This is a genomic window from Bacillus sp. GW821-FHT01G09 (assembly GCF_059422205.1).
Map to the genome: position 1 here is coordinate 467,535 of NZ_JBWKWL010000002.1, position 22,938 is coordinate 490,472.

The 22,938-nt window shown below is 42.9% G+C and carries 24 protein-coding genes and 2 riboswitches; of the genes, 15 read left to right on the forward strand and 9 right to left on the reverse strand.

Translation table 11 applies throughout. From position 1 onward, the window contains the following. The first annotated feature begins 37 nt into the window (after nucleotides 1-37). From htpX to ykzE, 4 genes are all read left to right on the forward strand, one after another. Nucleotides 38-934, forward strand: coding sequence for a protease HtpX (gene htpX, locus AC07VD_RS07890; protein ID WP_003232513.1), 897 nt, complete (start codon nucleotides 38-40; stop codon nucleotides 932-934). 173 nt (nucleotides 935-1,107) lie between these two features. Continuing rightward, the gene (ktrD, locus tag AC07VD_RS07895) at nucleotides 1,108-2,457 is read left to right on the forward strand and encodes a Ktr system potassium transporter KtrD (RefSeq protein ID WP_024572814.1); all 1,350 of its coding nucleotides are present in this window, start codon (nucleotides 1,108-1,110) and stop codon (nucleotides 2,455-2,457) included. A 153-nt stretch (nucleotides 2,458-2,610) separates the two neighbouring features. Beyond that, nucleotides 2,611-2,766: a protein YkzP gene (ykzP, locus tag AC07VD_RS07900; protein WP_003232510.1), complete on the forward strand. Its 156-nt coding sequence runs from the start codon at nucleotides 2,611-2,613 to the stop codon at nucleotides 2,764-2,766. A gap of 2 nt (nucleotides 2,767-2,768) precedes the next feature. Then, nucleotides 2,769-2,951 carry a protein YkzE gene (ykzE, locus tag AC07VD_RS07905; RefSeq protein WP_015252223.1) on the forward strand — a complete coding sequence of 61 codons (183 nt, stop codon included), beginning with the start codon at nucleotides 2,769-2,771 and terminating at the stop codon, nucleotides 2,949-2,951. Between the two features lie 40 nt (nucleotides 2,952-2,991). Here the strand turns inward: ykzE and AC07VD_RS07910 are convergent, their stop codons facing one another. Continuing rightward, on the reverse strand, nucleotides 2,992-4,014 hold the full coding sequence (locus AC07VD_RS07910) for an acyltransferase family protein (protein ID WP_015252222.1): 1,023 nt from the start codon (nucleotides 4,012-4,014) through the stop codon (nucleotides 2,992-2,994). A gap of 252 nt (nucleotides 4,015-4,266) precedes the next feature. On the opposite strand from AC07VD_RS07910, the gene kinE reads away from it, so the two are divergent. From kinE to AC07VD_RS07925, 3 genes are all read left to right on the forward strand, one after another. Beyond that, nucleotides 4,267-6,483, forward strand: a complete 2,217-nt coding sequence (gene kinE / locus AC07VD_RS07915) for a sporulation two-component system sensor histidine kinase KinE (RefSeq protein ID WP_029946305.1) — start codon at nucleotides 4,267-4,269, stop codon at nucleotides 6,481-6,483. After that, nucleotides 6,480-6,977: a methylated-DNA--protein-cysteine methyltransferase gene (gene ogt, locus AC07VD_RS07920; RefSeq protein WP_029946306.1), complete on the forward strand. Its 498-nt coding sequence runs from the start codon at nucleotides 6,480-6,482 to the stop codon at nucleotides 6,975-6,977. Before kinE ends, ogt begins: the two co-directional genes overlap by 4 nt. Nucleotides 6,978-7,066: 89 nt before the next feature. Further along, nucleotides 7,067-7,192, forward strand: a complete 126-nt coding sequence (locus AC07VD_RS07925; protein WP_003232500.1) for a hypothetical protein — start codon at nucleotides 7,067-7,069, stop codon at nucleotides 7,190-7,192. A gap of 33 nt (nucleotides 7,193-7,225) precedes the next feature. Here AC07VD_RS07925 and mtnA read toward each other — a convergent pair whose 3' ends face one another. From mtnA to AC07VD_RS07940, 3 genes are all read right to left on the reverse strand, one after another. Continuing rightward, complete coding sequence (gene mtnA / locus AC07VD_RS07930) at nucleotides 7,226-8,287, reverse strand: S-methyl-5-thioribose-1-phosphate isomerase (RefSeq protein ID WP_021479417.1); 1,062 nt, start codon at nucleotides 8,285-8,287, stop codon at nucleotides 7,226-7,228. 7 nt (nucleotides 8,288-8,294) lie between these two features. Further along, a complete protein-coding gene (gene mtnK / locus AC07VD_RS07935; protein ID WP_494721678.1) occupies nucleotides 8,295-9,488 on the reverse strand; it encodes an S-methyl-5-thioribose kinase in 1,194 nt (397 codons plus the stop codon). Between the two features lie 92 nt (nucleotides 9,489-9,580). Beyond that, nucleotides 9,581-9,737, reverse strand: a riboswitch (SAM riboswitch). An 83-nt stretch (nucleotides 9,738-9,820) separates the two neighbouring features. Further along, nucleotides 9,821-10,600: a carbon-nitrogen family hydrolase gene (locus tag AC07VD_RS07940; RefSeq protein WP_349612056.1), complete on the reverse strand. Its 780-nt coding sequence runs from the start codon at nucleotides 10,598-10,600 to the stop codon at nucleotides 9,821-9,823. Between the two features lie 94 nt (nucleotides 10,601-10,694). On the opposite strand from AC07VD_RS07940, the gene mtnE reads away from it, so the two are divergent. The 5 genes from mtnE (at nucleotide 10,695) to mtnD (ending at nucleotide 15,171) form a co-directional block, all read left to right on the forward strand. Further along, complete coding sequence (gene mtnE / locus AC07VD_RS07945) at nucleotides 10,695-11,891, forward strand: methionine-glutamine aminotransferase (protein WP_120028032.1); 1,197 nt, start codon at nucleotides 10,695-10,697, stop codon at nucleotides 11,889-11,891. Nucleotides 11,892-11,929: 38 nt separating this feature from the next. Then, nucleotides 11,930-12,030: riboswitch (SAM riboswitch) on the forward strand. Nucleotides 12,031-12,114: 84 nt separating this feature from the next. Next, the gene (gene mtnW / locus AC07VD_RS07950) at nucleotides 12,115-13,329 is read left to right on the forward strand and encodes a 2,3-diketo-5-methylthiopentyl-1-phosphate enolase (protein ID WP_216995814.1); all 1,215 of its coding nucleotides are present in this window, start codon (nucleotides 12,115-12,117) and stop codon (nucleotides 13,327-13,329) included. Further along, entirely contained in the window at nucleotides 13,326-14,033 is a 708-nt protein-coding gene (mtnX, locus tag AC07VD_RS07955) for a 2-hydroxy-3-keto-5-methylthiopentenyl-1-phosphate phosphatase (RefSeq protein WP_324271318.1), read from the forward strand. The genes mtnW and mtnX overlap by 4 nt, the downstream gene beginning before the upstream one ends. Continuing rightward, nucleotides 13,991-14,620 carry a methylthioribulose 1-phosphate dehydratase gene (locus AC07VD_RS07960; protein ID WP_024572992.1) on the forward strand — a complete coding sequence of 210 codons (630 nt, stop codon included), beginning with the start codon at nucleotides 13,991-13,993 and terminating at the stop codon, nucleotides 14,618-14,620. Before mtnX ends, AC07VD_RS07960 begins: the two co-directional genes overlap by 43 nt. A 14-nt stretch (nucleotides 14,621-14,634) precedes the next feature. After that, nucleotides 14,635-15,171 carry an acireductone dioxygenase gene (gene mtnD, locus AC07VD_RS07965; protein ID WP_349612058.1) on the forward strand — a complete coding sequence of 179 codons (537 nt, stop codon included), beginning with the start codon at nucleotides 14,635-14,637 and terminating at the stop codon, nucleotides 15,169-15,171. Between the two features lie 40 nt (nucleotides 15,172-15,211). On the opposite strand, the gene AC07VD_RS07970 is transcribed toward mtnD, so the two are convergent. After that, the gene (locus AC07VD_RS07970; RefSeq protein ID WP_003232481.1) at nucleotides 15,212-15,532 is read right to left on the reverse strand and encodes a YkvA family protein; all 321 of its coding nucleotides are present in this window, start codon (nucleotides 15,530-15,532) and stop codon (nucleotides 15,212-15,214) included. A 202-nt stretch (nucleotides 15,533-15,734) separates the two neighbouring features. Between AC07VD_RS07970 and spo0E the strand changes: the two genes are divergently transcribed. Together spo0E and AC07VD_RS07980 are read left to right on the forward strand one after the other, a co-directional pair. Continuing rightward, a complete protein-coding gene (gene spo0E / locus AC07VD_RS07975; RefSeq protein WP_003232480.1) occupies nucleotides 15,735-15,992 on the forward strand; it encodes an aspartyl-phosphate phosphatase Spo0E in 258 nt (85 codons plus the stop codon). A gap of 85 nt (nucleotides 15,993-16,077) precedes the next feature. Then, nucleotides 16,078-16,509 carry a hypothetical protein gene (locus AC07VD_RS07980; RefSeq protein WP_003245685.1) on the forward strand — a complete coding sequence of 144 codons (432 nt, stop codon included), beginning with the start codon at nucleotides 16,078-16,080 and terminating at the stop codon, nucleotides 16,507-16,509. A gap of 27 nt (nucleotides 16,510-16,536) precedes the next feature. On the opposite strand, the gene kinD is transcribed toward AC07VD_RS07980, so the two are convergent. Continuing rightward, nucleotides 16,537-18,057: a sporulation kinase KinD gene (gene kinD / locus AC07VD_RS07985; protein WP_072557174.1), complete on the reverse strand. Its 1,521-nt coding sequence runs from the start codon at nucleotides 18,055-18,057 to the stop codon at nucleotides 16,537-16,539. A gap of 192 nt (nucleotides 18,058-18,249) precedes the next feature. Between kinD and mhqR the strand changes: the two genes are divergently transcribed. Then, complete coding sequence (gene mhqR, locus AC07VD_RS07990) at nucleotides 18,250-18,687, forward strand: MarR family transcriptional regulator MhqR (protein WP_003232475.1); 438 nt, start codon at nucleotides 18,250-18,252, stop codon at nucleotides 18,685-18,687. 39 nt (nucleotides 18,688-18,726) lie between these two features. Here mhqR and motB read toward each other — a convergent pair whose 3' ends face one another. From motB to clpE, 3 genes are all read right to left on the reverse strand, one after another. Beyond that, on the reverse strand, nucleotides 18,727-19,512 hold the full coding sequence (gene motB, locus AC07VD_RS07995) for a flagellar motor protein MotB (RefSeq protein ID WP_003232473.1): 786 nt from the start codon (nucleotides 19,510-19,512) through the stop codon (nucleotides 18,727-18,729). Continuing rightward, the gene (gene motA / locus AC07VD_RS08000; RefSeq protein WP_003238984.1) at nucleotides 19,484-20,296 is read right to left on the reverse strand and encodes a flagellar motor stator protein MotA; all 813 of its coding nucleotides are present in this window, start codon (nucleotides 20,294-20,296) and stop codon (nucleotides 19,484-19,486) included. The genes motB and motA overlap by 29 nt, the downstream gene beginning before the upstream one ends. A gap of 383 nt (nucleotides 20,297-20,679) precedes the next feature. Next, nucleotides 20,680-22,779: an ATP-dependent protease ATP-binding subunit ClpE gene (gene clpE / locus AC07VD_RS08005; protein ID WP_494721679.1), complete on the reverse strand. Its 2,100-nt coding sequence runs from the start codon at nucleotides 22,777-22,779 to the stop codon at nucleotides 20,680-20,682. Between the last annotated feature and the right edge of the window lie 159 nt (nucleotides 22,780-22,938).

Sequence of the window (22,938 nt, forward strand, 5' to 3'; positions counted from 1 at the left end):
TACGGGTTCTTTTGAACTTAAAATAACGGAGGTTGTTATGGCGAAAAGAATTTTTCTGTTTATTCTAACGAATATTTTGGTGCTTACAACAATCGGAATCGTTTTGTCTGTTTTAAGCTCTGTTACAGGAGTCGGGACGTACTTTACAGCTGATGGCGGTATCGATCCAATGGCGCTTCTTGTGTTCAGTTTAGTCGTTGGATTTGTCGGTTCCTTTACGTCTCTTGCGATGTCCAGATGGATGGCAAAGACGATGATGGGCGTCAGAGTGCTGAATCCGAAAAAACACTCGCTCAGCTATGAGGAACAGCAATTGGTTGATCGTGTTCACAGATTAAGCCGCTCTGCCGGTTTAACGAAAATGCCGGAAGTCGGGATTTACCGTTCACCTGAAGTAAACGCGTTTGCGACTGGACCGTCAAAACGCCGTTCACTTGTCGCAGTATCGTCAGGGCTGCTGGAGCAGATGGATGACGCAGCGGTTGAAGGTGTGCTTGCCCACGAGGTCGCGCATATCACAAATGGTGATATGGTAACAATGACGCTTTTACAAGGTATCGTTAATACCTTTGTCGTCTTTTTATCGCGTATCGCCGCTTGGATTGCAAGCCGTTTTGTCAAAGAAGATCTAGCGCCGATCGTTCATTTTATTGCAATGATTATTTTTCAGATTGTCTTTTCGATACTTGGCAGCCTGGTTGTGTTTGCGTATTCACGCCATCGTGAATTCCATGCTGACAGGGGAGGAGCGGATCTTGCCGGCAAGGACAAGATGATTCATGCGCTGCGGACGCTTAAAAGCTATTCTTCCCGGATTATGGAAGACGATCAGACAGCTGTCCAAACGTTAAAGATTAATGGCAAGAAGCGCTCTTCGCTTTTCTCTACTCACCCTGATTTAGATGAGCGAATCAGACGGCTGGAAGCTAAATAATACAAACACATTGTTCCTCTGAGAGAATTCTCAGAGGTTTTTTATTTTATCCATTGACTAAAATCATAAAAAAATAAGCAAGTTAAGAAAATGTTTCGTAAAAGCCTTTAAAAATGGACCTAATATCTTTAGAATAATTACCGTACTTAAAAAGAGAGGCAGAAGGATTTTACATGAGATTAAAGTTTGGAAAATTGATACAGGCCTTGTCACCGGCCCAGTTGATCGCATTATATTATTTTCTTGCTGTTACTGTGGCCGTTATATTGCTGAGTTTGCCGGCGGCCCATAAACCGGGGGCGGATTGGACGTTTATTGATGCGCTTTTTACAGCTGTCAGTTCAGTCAGTGTAACGGGGCTGACGGTTGTTGATACAGCTGATACATTCAGCACAATAGGGATTTTTATATTAGCATTTGTTCTGCAATTTGGCGGAATCGGAATTATGACGCTCGGAACGTTCATTTGGCTGATCATGGGAAAACGAATCGGGCTGAAAGAACGGAAGCTGATTATGGTTGATCAAAACCAATCCCAGTTTTCAGGAATTGTCAATCTGATGAAGCAGGTACTGTTTCTGATCTTGTGGATTGAATTTTTTGGCGGGCTGATACTCGGCACATATTTCTTAACCTACTATGACTCCTATCAGGAAGCTTATTTACACGGATTTTTTGCCAGTATCAGTGCAACGACAAACGGCGGATTTGATATTACCGGTAATTCGATGATTCCATTTCGCCACGATTACTTTGTGCAGTTTATTACAATGCTTTTAATTATATTTGGAGCGATTGGATTTCCTGTGCTTGTTGAAGTAAAGGATTTCCTGTTTTCAAAGCATCGGCGTTATCCATTTACGCTTTTTACAAAGATCACGACGATTACGTTCGGCTCACTTGTCTTGTTTGGAGCCATTGGCATCTTTGCTCTGGAAGCAAACCATGCGTTCGCAGGAAAATCATGGCATGATATTTTGTTTTTGTCCTTGTTTCAATCAACGGCAACCCGAAGCGGGGGACTGGCAACAATCGATATCAGCCAATTATCAGATTCCACACTCTTTTTTATTTGTGCGCTGATGTTTATCGGAGCGTCGCCAAGCTCAGTCGGGGGCGGCATACGGACAACGACTTTTGCTTTGAACCTTCTTGCGCTGTTTCATTTTGCCCGCGGCAATAAGGCCGTAAAGGTATTCAAACGGGAGCTACACCCTGCTGACTTGATGAAGTCGCTTGTTGTCACGATGATGGCGATCCTGCTCGTTTTTGGCGCGACACTCATTCTGACCATTACAGAAAAGCATTCCCTGCTGGAGCTTTTGTTTGAAGTGTGCTCGGCATTCGGTACAACAGGCCTGTCGCTTGGAATTACGGCAGATTTGAGCAGTGTTGGAAAATGCGTCATTATGGTTGTCATGTTTATCGGGCGAATCGGCATCCTGACCTTCCTGTATCTGATCGGAAGAAAGGAAATTGAAGCGAATTATCACTATCCAAAGGAAAGAGTGATTATCGGATAGGCAAAACACCGCATATTTTGCGGTGTTTTTTGATTGCCAAAAAAAAGATGTGTGCCTCCTGTTCAGTTGGAGAAACTAACTTCGACAGGTGCAATTAACGCTCCTGCATCTTGAAGTGAGTAAAATGTCTGAAAACTGGCGAGGAGGATTCGTATGAAGCGTAAAGCTGAAGTGAATGAAGCCATTAAAAATAACAATACACCTACCGAGAGCATGGACCCCAATTCATATAAGACACAATATCATGACGACCCTAATTTTAGAGGGGCAAACCGCAATTCCAAACAGGGCCAGCAGGGAGGCATGTAATTGTGAAGAAAAACCGTCATAGCAGAGACATGCAAAATCATAAAAAGCCTATGAATAAAAAGGTGCTGGAGGAAGAATTCTCAAGTGAACTTGGGGATTACAATGCCGGAAAGATCATCGAAACGCTGGAAGTCACTAAGCCTGAAAAGAAAAAAGAAAAAAACAAAAATAAAAAACAACAATAAAAAAGACCTCTTAGGCGGCGTCCGCTTAAGAGGTGCTTTTCTATTTTAAATAAGCATTTTTGCCCGTTCCTCTGACAAATTGCAATAAGCTGGTCATCCTCAGCTCAATGAAGGGCTGAGCGACTGTCTTAACAAAGTTGCTGGAGAGGACTGATGTCAGGGCTGCTGTTAAAAGCAAGAGGATCACTAAGCTTTGATAGTCAGTAAGCCAATCCTCAAGCCCGACCTGCCGTAATGTTTTAATAATAAACCCGTGAAGCAGATACACGTAAAATGTCCGGGTTCCCCATCTGGTAAAGAAATACCGTTTTTGCGGAACAAGCGCTAAAAAGCTGAAGGTTGCCCCAAAGGCGAGTACATACCAGCCGATTCGGGATAGTCCGCTTACAAGGGTAACGTCTCCAAATGAAGAATACGGTTTTGAACCAAACAGAAAAGAATAGTCAAAATCGATGCCCCAGCAGATGACGAATACTGCGGCAAGCACTCCGAGCGCAATTTGTTTGCCGCGTTTTGATCTCAATAAATCAAAATGATGTTTATTTAAATAAAAACCGACAAGGAACATCGGTAAGAATACGAATGTCCGTGACAAGCTCAGCGTGCTGCTGACAAAGTCCAGATAACCGATCAGCACGGCGATTCCGCAGCTGACAAACAGCGCCCACTGCTTTGAAAGCTTTGAAAAAGGATATAGGAGCAGGTTCCAAAAGAATAAGCTTACAAGAAACCATAACGACCATTGCGGATCAATCGGGTTCACATTTGCCATGCTTTCATCTTGCATAATGTAATAAAAGACGGAATAAATGATTTGGAAAATCAAATACGGAATAATCAGCTTGACCGCCAGCTTTTTTACATATCCCGCCCGTTTAAAGCCTTTCGCGAAATAACCGGATACAAGAATAAATGCAGGCATATGGAATGTGTAAATGAACTTGTAGAGGTAGAGCATAAAATGATTATCATTAATAAAGGAACGAAGGATATGACCGAATACAACAAGGAATATCAATAAAAATTTTGCGTTATCGAAATAACTGTCCCGCGATTTACTCATAGCATCACCTTCTCTTTCATCAGTCACTAAGAGATTATTCCCTGCTGGTACATATTTTAAAATAAAAGATGAAAAAGGAATCTAAAAAAATGCTGATTGTTAGGTCGATGTAAAGTGACGGTAAGGATCGTAGAAAATGTCTTCGTAATGTAATGGCGCTGAAATTTTCTGAAATTTATAGGGCAAATGAAGGAAGTTCCCGCATTTTGTAGAAATATTGAGGGATAGGTTTTGAAGAAGGAGTGTACATGCATGGAAACTCTTGGTGTCCAGACAAACTCGGAGCTGCGAGAGGAACTGAATCGCCTCAAAGAAGAAAACGCGCGACTGAAAAAGGAATTGAATCAGCATCAAGTGATTGTCAACAATACGCTCGATGCTATTTTTATTTGTGATAACGAAATGCGGATTGTTCAGGCAAATGAAGCAACAGAAAGGATGCTTCAAGTTGACTCGGAAGATTTGAAAAAGCGTTCTGTTTTGGATTTTTTGTTTTCCATCCCAAAGGATGAACTGAATCTTTCCGTAAAGAAGTTTTTTAAAAAAGGCTTTCTGTGGAAGGAGGTTCCGATCAGGCTTGATTGCGGGGCAACAAAATACATAGAGTTTCTGGCCAAAAGAGGCATTGGTGAGGATTTCTTTTTTGTTGTCATGAGGGACATATCTTCTAAGAAGATTCTGGAGCGGGAATTCTCTATGAATGAACAGCTTTTTAAGGACTTGTTTGACAGAGCAGTTGACGGAATCGTCCTGTTTGATAAAGATGGCGGTTTTATTGATGCCAATTTGTCCTTTTGTAAAAGCTTTGAAATCAATCATAATGAGCTGTCTCATTTATCTTTGTATGAGTTCATAGACAGCGGCTCACGAAAAGATTTCGACAATATCTGGAAGGCGCTCAACCGCAAGGGAAAAGCGAAGGGGGAGCTGCCTGTCAAGCTTCGTTCAGGAGTTCAAAAACTATTTGAATTCACGATTACATCAAACATCATCAGCGGTTTTTATATGTCCATTATGAGGGATATCACAGAGAAGCGGTCTATGGAGCTGCAGCTCTTTAAAAGTGAGGAGCGCTTCAGAGAAATCTTTGAAAATGCAATGGACGCCATCATCATCTGGTCGAATGACGGAAGAATCGTAAAAGCGAATCAATCAGCCTGTAAAATTTTTGAGCTGCCGATGAATTTGCTGTTGAAAAGAAAGCTGTGTGATTTTCTCGTTGACTCGCAGCAGAAATACAGCATAACGAAAAGGAAATACGCAAAATACGGAGAGATCAGAGAAGAGCTGCTGTTTCAAATGGGGAACGGGCAATTCAAAGAGCTTGAATTTACTTCAAAACGGACAATCCTTGAAAATCAGCATTTGACGATCTTAAGAAATGTAAGCGATAGAAAGCGGATGGAAAAGGAGCTTCGGGAAAGCGAGCTGAAATTCAGAAAAGTGTTCAACGGCTCAATGGACGGCAATGTATTGTTCGACAATCAATACAGGATCATCGACGCCAACCCATTAGCAAGCCATATTTTGGGCCTGTCACATGAAGAGATAAAACAGCACAGCCTGTTAGACATTATTTCTGCTTATGAAATAGAAAATCTGGCATCACCGGCAAGGCAGATTAATTTTGATGAAATGGACAACGAAATTCCATTTTTGCTGAGCAGCGGTGATAACAGAAAACTCGAATTCTCATTTAAACGGAATATTATTCAAAATATGAACTTGGCTATCTTTAAAGACGTAACAGAGCGAAAAGAATTGGAGGAACGCCTGCGCAAATCAGATACCCTTCATGTTGTCGGCGAACTTGCAGCCGGCATTGCTCATGAAATCAGAAATCCGATGACTGCTCTTAAAGGCTTCATTCAGCTTCTGAAAGGGAGTGTCGAGGGAGACTACGCCCTTTACTTCAACGTGATCACCTCAGAACTAAAGCGCATCGAATCCATCATCACCGAATTCTTGATTTTAGCTAAGCCCCAGGCCATTATGTATGAGGAAAAACATGTTACCCAAATTATGAGGGACACGATAGACCTTCTAAATGCGCAAGCCAATCTCAGCAATGTACAAATGCAACTTGATTTAATTGACGACATTCCCCCGATTTACTGTGAACCGAATCAGCTGAAACAGGTTTTTATCAATATATTAAAAAACGCCATCGAAGTGATGCCTGACGGCGGAAATATTTTTGTAACGATAAGGGCATTGGATCAAGATCATGTTCTTATCTCCTTAAAAGACGAGGGAATCGGAATGACAGAAGATAAATTAAAGCGCCTTGGTGAACCATTTTATACGACAAAGGAACGGGGAACTGGACTTGGGCTTATGGTAAGCTATAAAATTATTGAAGAACATCAAGGCGAGATTATGGTAGAAAGTGAAGAAGGGAAGGGCACCGTTTTCCATATTACGCTTCCTGTCAGACAGAATGCTGAAGAAAGAAGGAATGATGAATGAACTACTATACGACAGCCGAAACGCCGCTCGGTGAACTTATCATTGCCGAAGAGGAGGACCGGATCACTCGTCTATTTCTCAGTCAGGAAGATTGGGTGGATTGGAAAGAAACGGTTCAGAATACTGAGCACAAGGAAACACCTAATCTTGCAGAAGCGAAACAACAGCTTCAAGAATATTTCGCAGGCGAAAGGAAGACATTCTCCCTGCCGCTCAGCCAAAAGGGCACTCCTTTTCAGCAAAAAGTGTGGCAGGCGCTGGAGAGGATTCCATATGGCGAATCCCGAAGCTATGCGGATATTGCCGCTGCGGTCGGCAGTCCGAAAGCGGTGCGCGCTGTCGGACAGGCTAATAAACGTAACGACCTGCCGATTTTTGTCCCGTGCCACAGAGTGATCGGCAAAAACAGTGCGTTAACAGGATACGCCGGAACCAAAACGGAGATCAAAGCATTTTTGCTAAACATCGAGCGAATCTCCTATAAAGAAAAATAAAACATATGGCACGTTCCCTTTTTTCACGGCCGACATATCATTTTATTAAGTTAAAAAAGTTGGTCTGATGAAAAAGGAGGACAAAGCAATTGAAGCCGAGCCGCTCTGAGAAACTTGCCGTTTTTGCCGAACTGTTTGTGAAACTGCATATCTTATCAAGCGCTCAAAAAGATGAAATCATCAATGTTAACAAAAAGAAACAAAAAAACCGCTGACTCGGCTCCAAATGAGCAAAGTCCAGCGGTTTTTTAATGCACCTTTTCTCCTCTAAACAGCTGTTCAATCTCTTCTTCATAGTTTCCGGTCATAATCCCTTTTTCTGTGATGATTCCTGAAATGAGATCATGAGGTGTAATGTCGAAAGCGGGATTAAAGACAGGCACATTGGATGGAGCGGTCCGAACTCCGGAAATCTGCCTGACTTCCTCGGGATCCCGTTCCTCTATCGGGATATCAGCGCCGCATTTGACCTTTGTATCAAATGTAGATAAAGGTGCGGCGACAAAAAACGGAATATCAAAGGCGTTTGCTAAAATAGCAAGACCGTATGTGCCGATTTTATTTGCCGTATCACCGTTCTTTGCAATTCGGTCGGCTCCGACGATAACAGCGGAAATTTGTTTTTCCTTCATCGTATGGGCAGCCATGCTGTCTGTGATCAGAGTGACATCAATGCCCCCCTGCATCAGCTCCCAAGCAGTAAGGCGTGAACCTTGCAGGACAGGCCTTGTTTCACAGGCATAAATGTGTAATCCCAAATCTTTTTGTTTGGCCAAGTAAAACGGAGCTAGCGCCGTTCCATAGCGGCTTGTCGCGATTGAGCCGGCATTGCAGATTGTCATGATCCTGTCGCCTTTTTTGAAAAGCTGCAGGGCGTTTTGGCCGATCAACCGGCACGTTTCCTCATCCTCGACCTGAATCTGAATGGCTTCATGGACAAGGTTTGTTTTTGCTTCATTTACGGAAATCGCGTTTTCGACCGAATGACTCAGTCTCTCAAGCGCCCATGACAAATTAATGGCGGTAGGCCGTGAGCTGTTTAAATATTGTTTGATGTCTTCCAGTCTGCGGCGGAATTCCGTGACATTATCTGTTTCAATGTTTTTGGCAGCAAGCGCCAGTCCAAAGGCAGCCGTAATGCCGATCGCCGGAGCGCCCCTTACTTTGAGCGTGACAATCGCATCAAATACATCCTCTTTCGTCGTCAGCTCCAAATATTCCGTCTCATCAGGAAGCTTTTGCTGATTTAAAATGGTAATAGCTGTTTCTTTCCATTCAACAGAACGTGGAACAGCAAATGAATGGGTCATGAATGGATCATTCCTTTACAAGTAACTTAAATAATTCAATAACATCTGTTATCGTTTTGAATTCCGAACGTTTTTCGATAAAGGCTGTGCCGGTTTCGAGCGCCAGGCGTTTTCTGCCGATTCGTTTATCAAACGGCACGATCGTATCCAGGTCAGCTACATGGGCAAGGCCGATCGTGCGTCGTATCAGCTCACAGCCCGCAAATCCGATTGCTTCTTCAAAAATATGGCTGAGCGTATCAGTGAGGTAACCGTCGATGTTGGCGTAAACATCCAGACTGTCCTTCTGCCAGGCTTCACTAAACGTCTCTTCAAACGTTTCCCAGACCTGGTTGACATGTTCATATAACGGCTCTCTGTCAGCCCCGTCACGGCTGAGTGCGTTCAAAAATAAGTTGGCGATAAATTGCCCTACATCAAAGCCGATCGGTCCGTAAAAAGCAAACTCAGGATCAATCACCTTTGTTTCGTGCTCACTTGCGAAAATGCTTCCTGTATGCAAATCACCATGAATCAACGTTTCTGCAGACGTTAAAAATGACTTTTTCAGCTTAGCGGCTTCGATTTTAACGCTGTCATTATTCCAAAGCTTTTCGACAAAAGGACGAAGCTCTTCTTCAAAATCATTTGTGTCATGGTCGAAGAAAGGATCTGTAAAAACAAGTCTTTCCGTAATGTCGCATAGCTCTGGATTTGTAAACTGTTTAACAAGCTGTTTTTTCACCTTAGGTTCAAGCGCGTAATCTGATGAGTAGAAAAGTGTTTTTCCTAAAAATTCACCGATGTGCTGCGACAGATGAGGATAGTTTTCACCCTCAATGAGTCCTTTTCTTGCGATCTTGAGGTGAGAGAGATCCTCCATGACGGTAACCGCCATTTCCGTATCAGAATAAAAAACTCTTGGAACCAGGTGAGGCACATGCTCGCTCTGACGGATGAGAGCGCTGCTTTCGATTCTTGCACGGTCGATTGTCAGCGGCCAGCTTTCTCCCACCACTTTTGCATACGGAACCGCCTGTTTAATGATCAATGCTCTGTCATGTTCTTGATCATAAATATGAAAAACGTAATTTAAGTTGCCGTCTCCGATCTCTTGGCATGTCAGCGTGCTTTTGCTTGGAAATAGGCCAAGCTTCACCGCCAACGCCACAGCGGAGCTTTCATTTAATGTTTCGTATAAAGGTGTTTTTGTGACTCCCATCATCATAACCTCCAATTATGTAATCACTTAATATGTGGCCGTAAAAAAGCCTCCTTCTCAGAGAGAAGGAGGCTTAACATCTATGTCCGCCTCTCTTATCTCTCAGATCAGATCTGAATGGAATTAGCACCGTGCCTTAAGAGACCAGCGTCTCGGCGCGAAAAAGATGCGCCCCATTTCACAATGGAATTACGGTCGGTTGCTGTTGGGGTCAAAAGGCCAAATCCCTCGCCCAACTCTCGATAAGAGAATATATTCACTTGTTTGACAATTCTAATTTATCAGTTGATGAACATGGTAACAGGTAATTTAGTTAGTTGTCAATATATTTTTTAATATAAATCTTTTCTGATATCATCGAAAACAGGAATGCTCTCCCGAACTTCTGCGCTTTCTTGAAGGTCGATTTCCGCTCGGACTATGCCTTCTTCCCGGCTGCCTTCAGCAAGTACACGCCCCCATGGATCAATAATCAGGCTATGTCCTGCAAATTCATTATCCGGATTTGAACCGGTACAATTGCAGGCTGCGACAAAGCATTGGTTTTCAATGGCCCGCGCAATAAGCAGGCTTTTCCAATGATCAAGGCGGGGAAGAGGCCATTCCGCAGAAATAAACAGCACGTTGGCGCCTTTTGTCGTATGTTTTCTGATCCATTCCGGAAAACGGATATCGTAACAGATCAATCCTGAGCTTTTGACGCCGTCAAGCTCAAAGTATCCGTCTTCGGAACCGGCTGATAAATACAGATGCTCATCCATCAGCTGAAAAAGATGGGCTTTTCTGTACTCTTTAATGATTTGCCCTTCCTTATCCGCGATGTACATTGTATTATAAACATCAGAATTCTTCCTGACAGCGACCGATCCGGCGACAATATGAACACCATGTTTTTTTGCCGTTTTCTTCAGCCAGCTCTGAGCGGAGCGGCCGTCTTCGTCAGCGAGTTCATCAAGATTGGCCAGATCATATCCGGTCGTCCATAATTCAGGCAGAACAAGAACATCAGCATGTTTGCTTTCTATTCCGATGAAAAATTCAGCCTTTTTTATATTTTCCGAAGGTTTTCCGTATGAAATATCAAATTGAAGACAAGATATCGTCCATTTCATCTTTTTAACACCCCAAATTTTTCTTTACTTTTTTCATTTAACCATATATGATGATGGACTATCATTTCAAGATTTTTTTAGAAGGTGAGAATAGATGAAATTTGAACAGTCTCATGTATTGAAGGAATTGCCTAAACAATTCTTCGCTTCTCTGGTGCAGAAAGTGAACCGAAAGCTCGCAGAAGGACATGACGTTATCAATCTAGGACAGGGAAATCCAGATCAGCCGACTCCTGAACATATTGTCGAGGAGATGAAACGAGCTGTTGCTGATCCTGAGAATCATAAATATTCGTCTTTTCGCGGCTCATACCGTCTGAAGTCAGCGGCTGCTGCATTTTACAAAAGAGAGTACGGCATTGATCTGGATCCGGAAACCGAAGTCGCTGTATTATTCGGCGGAAAAGCCGGTCTTGTCGAGCTCCCGCAATGCTTGTTGAATCCCGGTGATACGATTTTAGTTCCCGATCCGGGTTATCCTGATTACTGGTCGGGTGTCACACTTGCAAAAGCAAAGATGGAAATGATGCCGCTCGTAAAGGACAGGGCGTTTCTCCCTGATTACAGCAGCATAACCGCTGAAGTAAGGGAACAGGCGAAATTGATGTATTTGAATTATCCGAATAATCCGACCGGAGCTGTTGCTACTTCCGAGTTCTTTGAAGATACCGTGCGTTTTGCGGCTGAAAACGGAATCTGCGTCGTTCACGATTTTGCTTACGGCGCTGTAGGATTTGACGGCTGCAAGCCTTTAAGCTTTTTGCAGACTGAAGGTGCGAAGGATATCGGAATTGAAATTTACACGCTGTCAAAAACGTATAATATGGCAGGATGGCGGGTTGGCTTTGCCGTCGGAAACGCTTCGGTCATTGAAGCGATCAATCTTTATCAAGACCATATGTTTGTCAGTCTTTTCAGAGCGACTCAAGAGGCTGCAGCAGAGGCACTGTTAGCCGATCAGACGTGTGTGGCAGAGCAAAATGCCAGATATGAGAGCAGGAGAAACGCTTGGATCACGGCATGCCGGGAAATCGGCTGGGATGTAACAGCTCCCGCAGGTTCTTTTTTTGCATGGCTGCCTGTGCCTGAAGGCTATACTTCTGAGCAGTTCTCAGATCTTTTGCTGGAAAAAGCGAATGTGGCGGTTGCGGCTGGAAACGGCTTCGGTAAATATGGCGAGGGCTACGTCAGAGTCGGACTTTTAACAAGTGAAGAAAGACTTAAGGAAGCCGCTTATCGAATTGGCAAACTGAACCTGTTTACCCAAAAAAGCATTGACAAGACTTTATAACGATGGGATAATTCAAAATAATTTATAAAATCTATATTTTCTTATCAAGAGCAGGCAGAGGGACGAGCCCGATGAAGCCCGGCAACCGACTTATAAAGCACGGTGCTAATTCTTGCAGCTAGCGGCTGAGAGATAAGATTCGGACGAGAAACGAAACCTCTTTAGACGCGATTGCAGTTTGAAGAGGTTTTTTGATATGGATGAAAATGAAAGGAGCTCTGGCATGAGTGAGTTATTAGCGACATATCTCCTGACCGAACCGGGAGCCGATACAGAGAAGAAAGCAGAACAAATCGCAACAGGATTGACAGTAGGCTCCTGGACTGATCTGCCCCTTGTAAAACAGGAGCAAATGCAAAAGCACAAGGGGCGGGTGATAAAAGTTGAGGAGAGAGAGGGAACTGCATCAGAAAAACAAGCGGTCATCACAATTGCCTATCCTGAAATCAATTTCTCTCAGGATATTCCGGCTTTGCTGACAACAGTGTTTGGCAAGCTGTCCCTGGACGGAAAAATCAAATTAATCGATCTTCACTTCTCTGAAGCATTTAAGCGTGCACTGCCGGGACCGAAGTTTGGCGTATACGGCATCCGGAAGCTGCTGGGAGAGTTTGAGAGACCGCTGTTAATGAGCATATTTAAAGGCGTAATCGGAAGGGACCTGAGTGATATTAAAGAACAGCTCCGGCAGCAGGCGCTTGGCGGAGTTGACTTGATTAAAGACGATGAAATTTTCTTTGAGACTGGTCTAGCGCCTTTTGAAACAAGAATTGCAGAAGGAAAGCAAATATTGAAAGAAACGTATGAACAAACCGGACATAAAACGCTGTATGCGGTGAATTTGACCGGACGTACGGCTGATCTGTTAGACAAAGCGAGACGCGCCGCCGAGTTGGGAGCGGATGCGCTTTTGTTTAATGTCTTCGCTTACGGCTTGGACGTTATGCAAGGCCTTGCAGAAGATCCTGAAATCCCAGTTCCGATTATGGCGCATCCAGCAGTGAGCGGAGCGTTTACGTCTTCTCCGTTTTACGGTTTTTCTCACGCTCTTTTACTCGGAAAATTAAACCGATATTGCGGTGCTGACTTCAGCCTCTTTCCGTCTCCATATGGTTCGGTTGCGCTTCCAAGAGCAGATGCACTGGCGATTCATGAAGAATGTGTGAGAGAGGATGCTTTTAACCAAACATTTGCTGTTCCGTCAGCAGGCATTCATCCCGGCATGGTTCCGCTATTAATGCGTGATTTCGGCATAGACCACATTATTAACGCCGGAGGAGGCGTACATGGACATCCGAACGGTGCCCAAGGCGGGGGGCGAGCGTTCAGAGCCATTATTGATGCGGTCCTAGAGGCCCAGCCGATTGATGAAAAAGCCGAACAATGCAAGGACCTTAAGCTTGCGCTAGATAAATGGGGAAAGGTTGAAGCCGTATGACGACTCGAAAACCTTTTATTATTTGTGATTTTGACGGAACCATCACGATGAACGACAACATTATAAATATCATGAAAACATTTGCTCCCCCAGAGTGGGTGGCATTAAAAGACGGCGTACTTTCCAAAACGCTGTCGATCAAGGAAGGTGTCGGGCGGATGTTCGGCCTTCTGCCCAGCAGTTTAAAAGAAGAGATTACAAGTTTTGTATTAGAAGATGCAAAAATCAGGGAAGGCTTTCGGGAATTTGTAGCATTTATCAATGAGCACGAGATTCCGTTTTATGTTATAAGCGGTGGAATGGACTTTTTTGTATATCCTTTGCTTGAAGGCATTGTGGAGAAAGACCGCATTTATTGCAACCATGCTTCATTTGACAATGACTATATCCATATTGACTGGCCTCATTCCTGCAAGGGCACATGCAGCAATCAATGCGGGTGCTGTAAGCCGTCGGTCATCCATGAACTTTCTGAACCGAACCAATATATCATCATGATCGGTGATTCGGTTACAGATGTGGAGGCAGCAAAGCTATCTGACCTATGCTTTGCAAGGGATTATTTATTAAACGAATGCCGGGAGCAAAACCTCAATCATCTTCCGTATCAAGATTTTTATGAGATCAGAAAGGAAATTGAGAATGTAAAGGAGGTACAGGAATGGCTGCAAAACAAGAACGCTGGCGAGAGCTCGCTGAAGTAAAAAGGGAATTGGCAGAGAGAGATTGGTTTCCGGCGACTAGCGGCAATCTGTCAATTAAGGTTACAGATGATCCTTTAACATTTCTCGTCACTGCAAGCGGAAAAGATAAACGCAAAGAGACGGTTGAAGATTTTCTGCTGGTTGATCAAAACGGAGAGCCTGCTGAAAGCGGGCATTCTCTGAAACCGTCAGCAGAAACGCTTTTGCATACACATTTGTACAATAAAACCAATGCCGGATGCTGCCTGCATGTCCATACGGTAAACAATAATGTGATTTCAGAGTTATACGGAGACCAAAAGAAAATCACATTCAAAGGCCAGGAAATTATAAAAGCACTCGGCTTGTGGGAAGAGAACGCAGAAGTGACCATTCCGATTATAGAAAATCCGGCACATATCCCGACGCTTGCGGCACTGTTTGCGGAAGAGATTTCAGAAGATTCAGGAGCTGTTCTGATCCGAAATCATGGTATTACGGCTTGGGGGAGAACAGCATTTGAGGCAAAAAGAGTGCTTGAAGCGTATGAATTTTTGTTCAGCTACCATTTGAAATTGAAAACACTCCAGCATCAGCTGGTTAAATAAAAGGAGGAATTGAAATGGCTACAATTCGAATTCATGATGAGGCAAATACAACGATTGAAAATCAAGAGGAAGTGGCAATCTTTCTGGACAGTCAAGAGGTTATTTATGAGCAATGGGATATCACGAAGCTTCCGGAACATCTCTCAGAGAAATATGACCTGACAGAAGAAGAAAAACAGCAAATTCTTGATACCTTCGAAACTGAAATTAAGGATATCTCAACCCGCCGCGGCTATAAAGCACAGGATGTTATTTCATTGTCAGACAGCAATCCGAAACTTGATGAACTGCTTGAAAACTTTAAAAGAGAGCATCACCATACAGACGATGAGGTTCGTTTTATTGTAAGCGGACACGGTATTTTTGTCATTCAAGGCAAGGACGGCACGTTTTTTGATGTCCGTTTAAACCCTGGAGATTTAATCTCTGTGCCTGAGAATATCCGTCATTACTTCACGCTTCAGGAGGACCGCAAAGTTGTCGCGGTGAGAATTTTTGTCACAACTGAAGGCTGGGTTCCGATTTATGAAAAAGACAGCGTGAATCAATAAGTATGAGAAAGCCCCGTTCATCGAACGGGGCTTTTTATATTTATTGCAAACGCCACTTTTCATACTGTGACAGTTCTTTTTTAATCAGTGTCCAAATCAAACCTAAAACAGCTGCATCGTCAATGAACCCAAGACCGAGGATTACGTCTGGAATGATATCGAGCGGCATGACGATATACAGAATTGCGGCAGTTAACAGCAAAAGTGTTTTAACCTGTGAACGAGGGTAGTCGCCATTACGCCAATCGCGAAGCATCTGAAAAAAAGTAGTGATGTGCTGAATACATTTTTTTCGGTTTTTCCTCTTCAAAATTGCTTTTCCGCCTGCCGCTCCGAGCATAATTGCTTTCTTTTTCTTCATTGGGCATACCTCCTGCCTGGCGGCGTGTTTAAGATATTCTTCACCTGGGTATTGTTCTTCTAATCCTATCAATATATCTATTATACCTGAAAAATTAACTTATTTAATGAAAATATGTTTACAAATAAAGTATAATCTGTAATAATGCACAATAACCCAATCAAACTTGTTTCCTATTTCTTAGCGGCGAGGGGTGAAGTGAATGGGCGGTTCTTCTGAACAAGAAAGATTGTTGGTGTCTATTGATGAAAAAAGAAAGTTAATGATAGATGCCGCTAGAAAGCAGGGATTTACAGGGCATGACACGATCAGGCACAGTCAGGAGCTGGATTGTTTAATAAATGAATATCACCAGCTTATGCACGAAAACGAACATTCCCAAGGGATTCAAGGCCTTGTAAAGAAATTAGGCTTGTGGCCCCGCAGAGATGTTATGCCAGCATATGATGCAAATAAATAGCGGCCTATCAGATGCATATATAAAGAGAGAGCTTTTCGGAAGCGCTCTTTTTTTCTGGAAAAAATTCATATGAAAGAGGGAACTAATGAAAGAACTGGCGATTCTCATTACCGAAATGGTCAATCAATTTCATGATGCTTTTATTTCCTTATGCGGAATATTTGGCATTCATTTAACTGACAAAGAAATGCATTTTTGGGTGATCGGCATTTTTGGCATATTCTTTTTCGGCGTCACTCACGCTGTGTTTACATGGCTTTCTAAATGGAGTATGACAGCCTTGTCCTTTATCTATACCGTTACAGTCATCATTGTCATCGTATTTGCGATTGAGATTCAGCAAAAGGTGACGGGGAGAGGGAATATGGAGTTTTTAGATGCCACGGAAGGTATAAAGGGTTTTTTAGTATTTTTTATGTTTTTTTTGCTTTTGAAAATGCTGTTGCGTTTCATCAAAATCCTTTTTTCTGGAAGACCAGCAAGCAAATCGAATGGCAATGCCCGATCACGAAGATAAAAAACCCTCCTGACATGGTCAGGGGGGCTATGATGCGGATACGGGGAGGGTGATTGTCACCTCTGTGCCTCTTCGCACTTCACTTTCAATATGAATAGAGCCTCCGTACATCAGCACGATCCGTTTACAAACAACAAGGCCGAGCCCGGTTCCTTTTTCTTTAGAAGTAACAAAGGGAAGGAAGATGTGATCCAGCATTTCCTGAGAAATCCCTTCACCGTTATCCACAACTTTGATTATGGCTTTTTTATCTAAAGCTCCCAGGGAAATCGTTAGTTTGCCTCCTTCAGGCATTGACTCGAGGCCATTTTTTGCTACATTTAAAATCACTTGTTTAATATGATCTTTTGTACATTTTACGAGTAAGGGCTGCTCGGTTAAATACTGTAATTCGACTTCAACATTGTATAGATTGCCCTCAGAATAAATGATCGGCATAATCTCTCCGATAATGTCCTGAAGTGAGTTCAGCTCCCATTTTTCAGCTGTCGGCTTGCCGAGAACAAGAAACTCACTCACTATTTGATTGATGCGCTTTATCTCCTGTTCGATAATGGAGAAGTAAAGCTGATCTTCCTCACCTTTATATTTCTTTTGCAACAGCTGAATAAAGCCGCTTATGCCGGTAAGAGGATTACGGATTTCATGGGCTGTGCTGGCAGCAAGCGTCCCGATCAGCTCTAATTTTTGCGCCTCATTTTCTGAGCGCTCCAGCTGGGTCTGCCGCTTCAGCAAATAATACAGCACGAGAATAAAAAGGATATTCAGCAGAACAATAATACATGAAAGCGGAAGCACTAGGCTTTTCGTCAGTTCTTCTATTGTGACCGGGTTCGGATAGACTTTCATATTCCAGCTGATATCATCCAGATATCCGCTGACAGGTTTCTGATCCTCTGCATGAGATGCTTGTCCGCTCGCAAAAATCATTTTCCCGTCTTGGTTCACAACTTCAATATAAACATCAGGGCTTAGTAAGTTAATGAGATTTTTCAAATAATCAATTTGAATAGCTGCGACAAGATAATCTGTCACATTACGTTTTGAGTCCAAAACAGGGACACAAATTGTGAAAATTGGCTGACCAGTAATTCTGCTCGAATAACTATCTGAAATGACTGTCTTTTTAGTTTCCTTTGCTTTTGTAAAAAAAGATCTGTCGGCCAGGTTTACTTTCGTTTTTAATTCGGTTGTGCTTGCGGTGACGTCTCCTTTGGCATTGAGAAAATAGAGACCGGAAAATCTCGGCTCTGAATCAAAGGTCTTTTCCAAAATTGACTGCATTTTCTTTATATCAACCGGTCTGTCGATGGCGATGGACAAGGAGGTCATTCTCGCCATTGTTTCTCCGATTAAATAATTGATTTTGTTGCGGTGAAGGTTTAGCAGGACACTTGCTTCTTGTTTATGTTCTGCAGCTATTGTATCTTTTTCTTTTTCATATACGAAAAAGCTGATGACGATTGCCGGAATCACGACCAGTATGATATAAAGTTTGACTCTCCCGCAGGCGCCTTTTAGTATTTTCAATTTGCATCGCTCCAACATACACCTGATTAGAGGTATTATATCATTGTTTCTTCTTCTTTAATAAGAAAAAATAACCAAAAAAATTAGAAAAAGGTGTTGGCAAGCTTACATTTTAAAAAAGAAGAGAAATATTGGAAAGATTTTTATTGACATTTTGGTCTTTGTTTATTAATGTTTCTCTGTAACGGTTTCTAAAAGGATGATTGAGACATGACAGAAAAATCACTGAAGTTATTTATCGTGCTGTCGCGCGCGTATCGGTCTATTAACGATCATATGAATAAGCATATTCATAAGCATGGGCTGAATCCGACTGAATTTGCTGTGCTAGAGCTTTTGTACCATAAAGGCGATCAGCCGCTGCAGCAGATAGGAGATAAAATTCTCTTGGCTAGCGGGAGCATCACATACGTTGTAGATAAGCTGGAGCAAAAAGAACTTCTCATTCGGAAAGCGTCTCCTACAGACAGACGAGTGACATTTGCGCAAATTACTGAAAAAGGCATCGGTCTTTTGAACGATATTTTCCCTGATCACGCTGCTGAAATTGATGAAATGATCAGCGTATTAAGCGAAGAAGAGGTAGAGATGTGCACCGAAATGTTAAAAAGAGTAGGATTAAACGCAAAACAGTTTCATAATAAGTAAAAAAAGGAAGCCTGATATGTCACAAGGCTTCCTTTTTTGTTATTTTTCATTTGTTTCCGCTGCGCCTCTCGGCAAAATGAGAACTTCAACCCGCCGGTTTTTGCTTCGGCCTTCCGCAGTTTTATTGGAAGCCACCGGTTTATACTCGCCATAACCCTTGGCGCTGAACACTTTTGCATCGAGCTTGGGGTTTTCAATCAGGAGCCCCATAAAGTTTACCGCTCTCATGACGCTTAAATGCCAGTTTGATTGGAATTCAGAATTTTTAATTGGCATATTATCAGTATGTCCGCTGATAATGATATTTCTTGGCGGGTTAATCACAAGAAGATTTGAAATCTCTTTTGCAAGCGGCACATCTTCCTTACGGATGGTCGCTTTTCCAGAATCAAAGAAGATGCTGTCTTTAATCGTAATCAGAAGGCCTTCACTAGTCATCTTCGTCTCCAGCTGATGTTCCAGCTTTTTATCTTTGATGAACTTTTCCACCTGGCTCTTCACATTTTCAAGTTCTTCTTGATCAGCTGCTTTTTCTTTTTCTTTCTTGTTTTTCTCTTTCTCTTCTTTTTCCTTTTTCACTTCATCGATGCCGTCTGACTCGTTTTCAGGAGGAGTGACACTGGAGTAGTCCAGTACACCGGTTCCGCCTGTAAAAACTTCATTAAATGATTTTGAGAGCATTTGAAACTTAGCTGCGTCAATCGAGCTGCTCGCGTACAGCACAATAAACAATGCCAGGAGAAGAGTAAGGATGTCGGCGTAAGGAACGAGCCATGATTCATCAACGTGCTCGTCCTCATGCTTCTTCTTCTTTTTTCTCGCCATTTTGCGCCTCTCCTTGTTCTGCAAATTTCAAGCGGTCCTTCGCAGGAAGATACATTAAAAGCTTTTGTTCGATGACTTTCGGTGCTTGTCCTTCTAAAACGGATAAAACACCTTCAATCATGACCTCACGCAGTTTTACTTCTTGTTTTGATTTTCGTTTTAATTTATTTGCGAAAGGATGCCATAACACATACCCTGTAAAGATACCGAGAAGTGTGGCAACAAAGGCGGCACTGATGGCGTGTCCAAGCTCATCTGTGTTATCCATATGAGAGAGAGCGGCAATCAGCCCGATTACAGCACCGAGTACTCCAAGTGTCGGGGCGTACGTTCCCGCTTGTGTAAAAATAGCGGCTCCGGCTTGGTGCCTGTCCTCCATTGCTTCGACTTCCTCTGTCATAATATCTCTGATAAATTCCGCGCTTTGCCCGTCAACAGCCATGCTGAGCCCGTTTTTCAAGAAAGCATCATCTACATCCTCAATGCTTGCTTCTAAAGCAAGCAGACCTTCGCGGCGTGCAAGCTGAGCCCATTCAGAGAACATAGGAATGAGTTCCTCTATTGTGAGCTGTTTATTTTCCTTAAATAACACTCGAAACAACGCAGGCACTTTTTTAATTTCTTTTGTTGGGAACGCAATAACGACTGCTGAGATTGTCCCGGCGATAATAATTAAAATGGCAGCGGGGTTTGCAAGGGCGCTGAAACTGACGCCTTTCAGAACCATCCCGACGCTCAATGCCACAAAAGCAAGAATAATACCGATTAACGAAGTTTTATCCATAGTTTTTCACCAAATCCTTTTTTACTAGCTTGTCTATGGTTAATATCGGTTTTGGTGCCCGGAACTTTAGGGACATTGTGAATTTGTTCATGAAATATTCAAGGAAGAGGCATAGAAGGGAGAAATAAACAAAAACGGGCTCTCCAAAATTGAAAAGCCCGGGTGTCTACTGAAATTAGCAGCTTTCTTGCAAGCTGTCCTTCAGATGGTATTCGTATAATAGTAGAAATACATATTCACTGTATATAAACATGTTCCATCCCTCCTTAAAAAAAGTGTAAAGGATGAAGGGAAGTAGCGCTTCAGGGGAAGGGACCGTATTTTCTAAGTCAAGAGTATGAAAGCATAAAAAAAGCGGCTTCCTAAAAGGAAACCGCTGATTGTTATTTCGCTCGCACTTTGATTTTATCATCTTCTAAAATCACGTGAAAACTTGTGATCTCGCCATTATCAAGCAGCAGATCGGTCATTTCATCCTCAACCCATTCTTGGATGGTTCTTCTAAGCGGACGTGCACCGAATGAAGGGTGGTAGCCCAGCTCAGCGATTTTTTCTTTCGCTTCATCTGTCACATTCAAGCTAATGCCCCGTTCAGCCAATGTTTCTTCAAGTTCTCCAAGAAGAAGGCTGACGATTTTGACAAGATGTTCTTTTTCCAATGAGCGGAACTCAATAATGCTGTCAAAACGGTTGAGGAACTCAGGTTTAAAGAACATGCTCAGTGAATCAATTAATGTTTGTTCTTCGATGACACTGTCATCTGATTGGAAACCGACTTTCGTTTGTTTCTCACCAGCACCCGCATTACTTGTCATGATGATCACAGTGTCTTTGAAGCTTACGGTTCTGCCTTGGCTGTCTGTCAGACGGCCATCCTCCATAATTTGCAGGAACATATGCTGAACGTCTGGGTGTGCTTTTTCAATCTCATCCAGCAACACAATGTTGTAAGGATTGCGGCGCACTTTCTCAGTTAATTGTCCAGCTTCCTCATGGCCGACATATCCAGGCGGTGAACCGATAATTTTAGATACGGCGTGTTTCTCCATGTATTCGCTCATATCGAGTCGGATAATAGCGTCTTTTGTGCCGAATAATTCATCTGCCAGTGTTTTAGAAAGCTCTGTTTTCCCTACGCCGGTAGGACCTACGAAGAGGAAGGAGCCGACTGGTCTGTTTTTGGATTTTAATCCGGCGCGGCTTCGTCTTACCGCTTTTGCCACTTTTTGAACAGCGGCTTCTTGTCCAATCACGCGTTCATGAAGTTTTGCTTCAAGCTCTTTCATTTTCGTTTGTTCGTCTGCCTGCAGTTTGCCGACAGGGATGCCTGTTTTTTGTTCAACAATTTCCTGAATGTGCTCAGCTTCCACAGTGACAGCGGTATGAGCGGAGGAGCTGTTCAGTTTTTTCTCCAATGCAAGTTCTTCATCACGGAGTTTTGCCGCCAGTTCGTAATTTTCTTCTTCAAGGGCTTTTGTTTTTTCGGCTTCAATTGCAGTTAAGCGGTCAGCGGCATCCTCATCATTCAGTTCATCAATTAACAGGTTGGCTTTTGAACCTGCTTCATCTAATAAATCAATTGCTTTATCCGGCAGGTGTCTGTCCTGAATGTAGCGGGATGATAAAGTGACACATGCTTTGATTGCTTCATCACTGAATGTTACGCCATGGTACGCCTCGTATTTGTCTTTAATCCCTTGCAGAATGAGGATAGCCTGTTCAATTGAAGGCTCCTGCACCATGACAGGCTGAAAACGTCTTTCCAGCGCGGCATCTTTTTCGATTTGACGATATTCTTTCAGTGTTGTCGCGCCAATGACTTGCAGTTCGCCTCTGGCTAGGGCCGGTTTGAGAATGTTGCCGGCGTCCATTGATCCTTCTGCAGAGCCTGCGCCGACGAGAAGGTGAATTTCATCAATGAACAGAATGACATTTTTTCGTTCCTTCAGCTCAGTGATCAGCTGTTTCATTCTCTCCTCAAATTGGCCTCTGATCCCTGTGTTTGCAACAAGAGATGCAACATCAAGCAAATATAGCTCTTTGTTTTTCAGTTTGTTTGGAACATCACCTTCAGCAATTTTTAAAGCGAGCCCTTCAGCGATGGCAGTTTTCCCTACACCCGGCTCACCAATAAGAACCGGATTGTTTTTGTTTCGGCGGTTTAGAATTTCGATCACTCGCGCCACTTCATCATCACGGCCGATGACGGGATCAATGAGACCGGCTTTAGCACCGTTTGTAATATTTTGAGCCAGCTCATCAAGCAGCCCTTTTTTTCCGCTTTGTTTTGCTGCGCTCTGTTCTTTCGGCTGGAATGCCTGTTCAAACGGAAATCCGAAAGATTGAGGACCCATACTCATTGAAGGTTTACGGGTCAGTTCGTTATAGCAAGTTTCACAAAGAACCATCTGTTTATGAACGGAATTTATTTGCATGTTAAGGCGAATCGTCGCCTCGTTTTGATGACAATGTTGACAACGCATTTGCCAAAACCTCCTTAATAATTTGATCTTCTTTGACCAATGAAAGTGAATAAAAAGGTCTATTGGATTTGACCTTCTTTGACTATTAGTATACGGCAAACTTAACGGCATTCAAACCAATATGCTCAAAGCAGACTGAATATTTGACTATCTTTGACC

Excerpts from the sequence above, each read along its gene's own strand:
- mtnD (WP_349612058.1), top strand. The coding sequence starts at position 14,635 with ATGGCTACAATTCGAATTCATGATGAGGCAAATACAACGATTGAAAAT.
- ykzP (WP_003232510.1), top strand. The coding sequence starts at position 2,611 with ATGAAGCGTAAAGCTGAAGTGAATGAAGCCATTAAAAATAACAATACA.
- spo0E (WP_003232480.1), top strand. The coding sequence starts at position 15,735 with ATGGGCGGTTCTTCTGAACAAGAAAGATTGTTGGTGTCTATTGATGAA.
- htpX (WP_003232513.1), top strand. The coding sequence starts at position 38 with ATGGCGAAAAGAATTTTTCTGTTTATTCTAACGAATATTTTGGTGCTT.
- AC07VD_RS07980 (WP_003245685.1), top strand. The coding sequence starts at position 16,078 with ATGAAAGAACTGGCGATTCTCATTACCGAAATGGTCAATCAATTTCAT.
- ktrD (WP_024572814.1), top strand. The coding sequence starts at position 1,108 with ATGAGATTAAAGTTTGGAAAATTGATACAGGCCTTGTCACCGGCCCAG.
- mtnE (WP_120028032.1), top strand. The coding sequence starts at position 10,695 with ATGAAATTTGAACAGTCTCATGTATTGAAGGAATTGCCTAAACAATTC.
- ogt (WP_029946306.1), top strand. The coding sequence starts at position 6,480 with ATGAACTACTATACGACAGCCGAAACGCCGCTCGGTGAACTTATCATT.
- motB (WP_003232473.1), bottom strand. The coding sequence starts at position 19,512 with ATGGCGAGAAAAAAGAAGAAGAAGCATGAGGACGAGCACGTTGATGAA.
- mhqR (WP_003232475.1), top strand. The coding sequence starts at position 18,250 with ATGACAGAAAAATCACTGAAGTTATTTATCGTGCTGTCGCGCGCGTAT.
- AC07VD_RS07970 (WP_003232481.1), bottom strand. The coding sequence starts at position 15,532 with ATGAAGAAAAAGAAAGCAATTATGCTCGGAGCGGCAGGCGGAAAAGCA.
- clpE (WP_494721679.1), bottom strand. The coding sequence starts at position 22,779 with ATGCGTTGTCAACATTGTCATCAAAACGAGGCGACGATTCGCCTTAAC.
- kinE (WP_029946305.1), top strand. The coding sequence starts at position 4,267 with ATGGAAACTCTTGGTGTCCAGACAAACTCGGAGCTGCGAGAGGAACTG.
- AC07VD_RS07960 (WP_024572992.1), top strand. The coding sequence starts at position 13,991 with ATGGCTGCAAAACAAGAACGCTGGCGAGAGCTCGCTGAAGTAAAAAGG.
- mtnK (WP_494721678.1), bottom strand. The coding sequence starts at position 9,488 with ATGGGAGTCACAAAAACACCTTTATACGAAACATTAAATGAAAGCTCC.
- AC07VD_RS07910 (WP_015252222.1), bottom strand. The coding sequence starts at position 4,014 with ATGAGTAAATCGCGGGACAGTTATTTCGATAACGCAAAATTTTTATTG.
- AC07VD_RS07940 (WP_349612056.1), bottom strand. The coding sequence starts at position 10,600 with ATGAAATGGACGATATCTTGTCTTCAATTTGATATTTCATACGGAAAA.
- mtnA (WP_021479417.1), bottom strand. The coding sequence starts at position 8,287 with ATGACCCATTCATTTGCTGTTCCACGTTCTGTTGAATGGAAAGAAACA.
- mtnW (WP_216995814.1), top strand. The coding sequence starts at position 12,115 with ATGAGTGAGTTATTAGCGACATATCTCCTGACCGAACCGGGAGCCGAT.
- mtnX (WP_324271318.1), top strand. The coding sequence starts at position 13,326 with ATGACGACTCGAAAACCTTTTATTATTTGTGATTTTGACGGAACCATC.
- motA (WP_003238984.1), bottom strand. The coding sequence starts at position 20,296 with ATGGATAAAACTTCGTTAATCGGTATTATTCTTGCTTTTGTGGCATTG.
- kinD (WP_072557174.1), bottom strand. The coding sequence starts at position 18,057 with ATGTTGGAGCGATGCAAATTGAAAATACTAAAAGGCGCCTGCGGGAGA.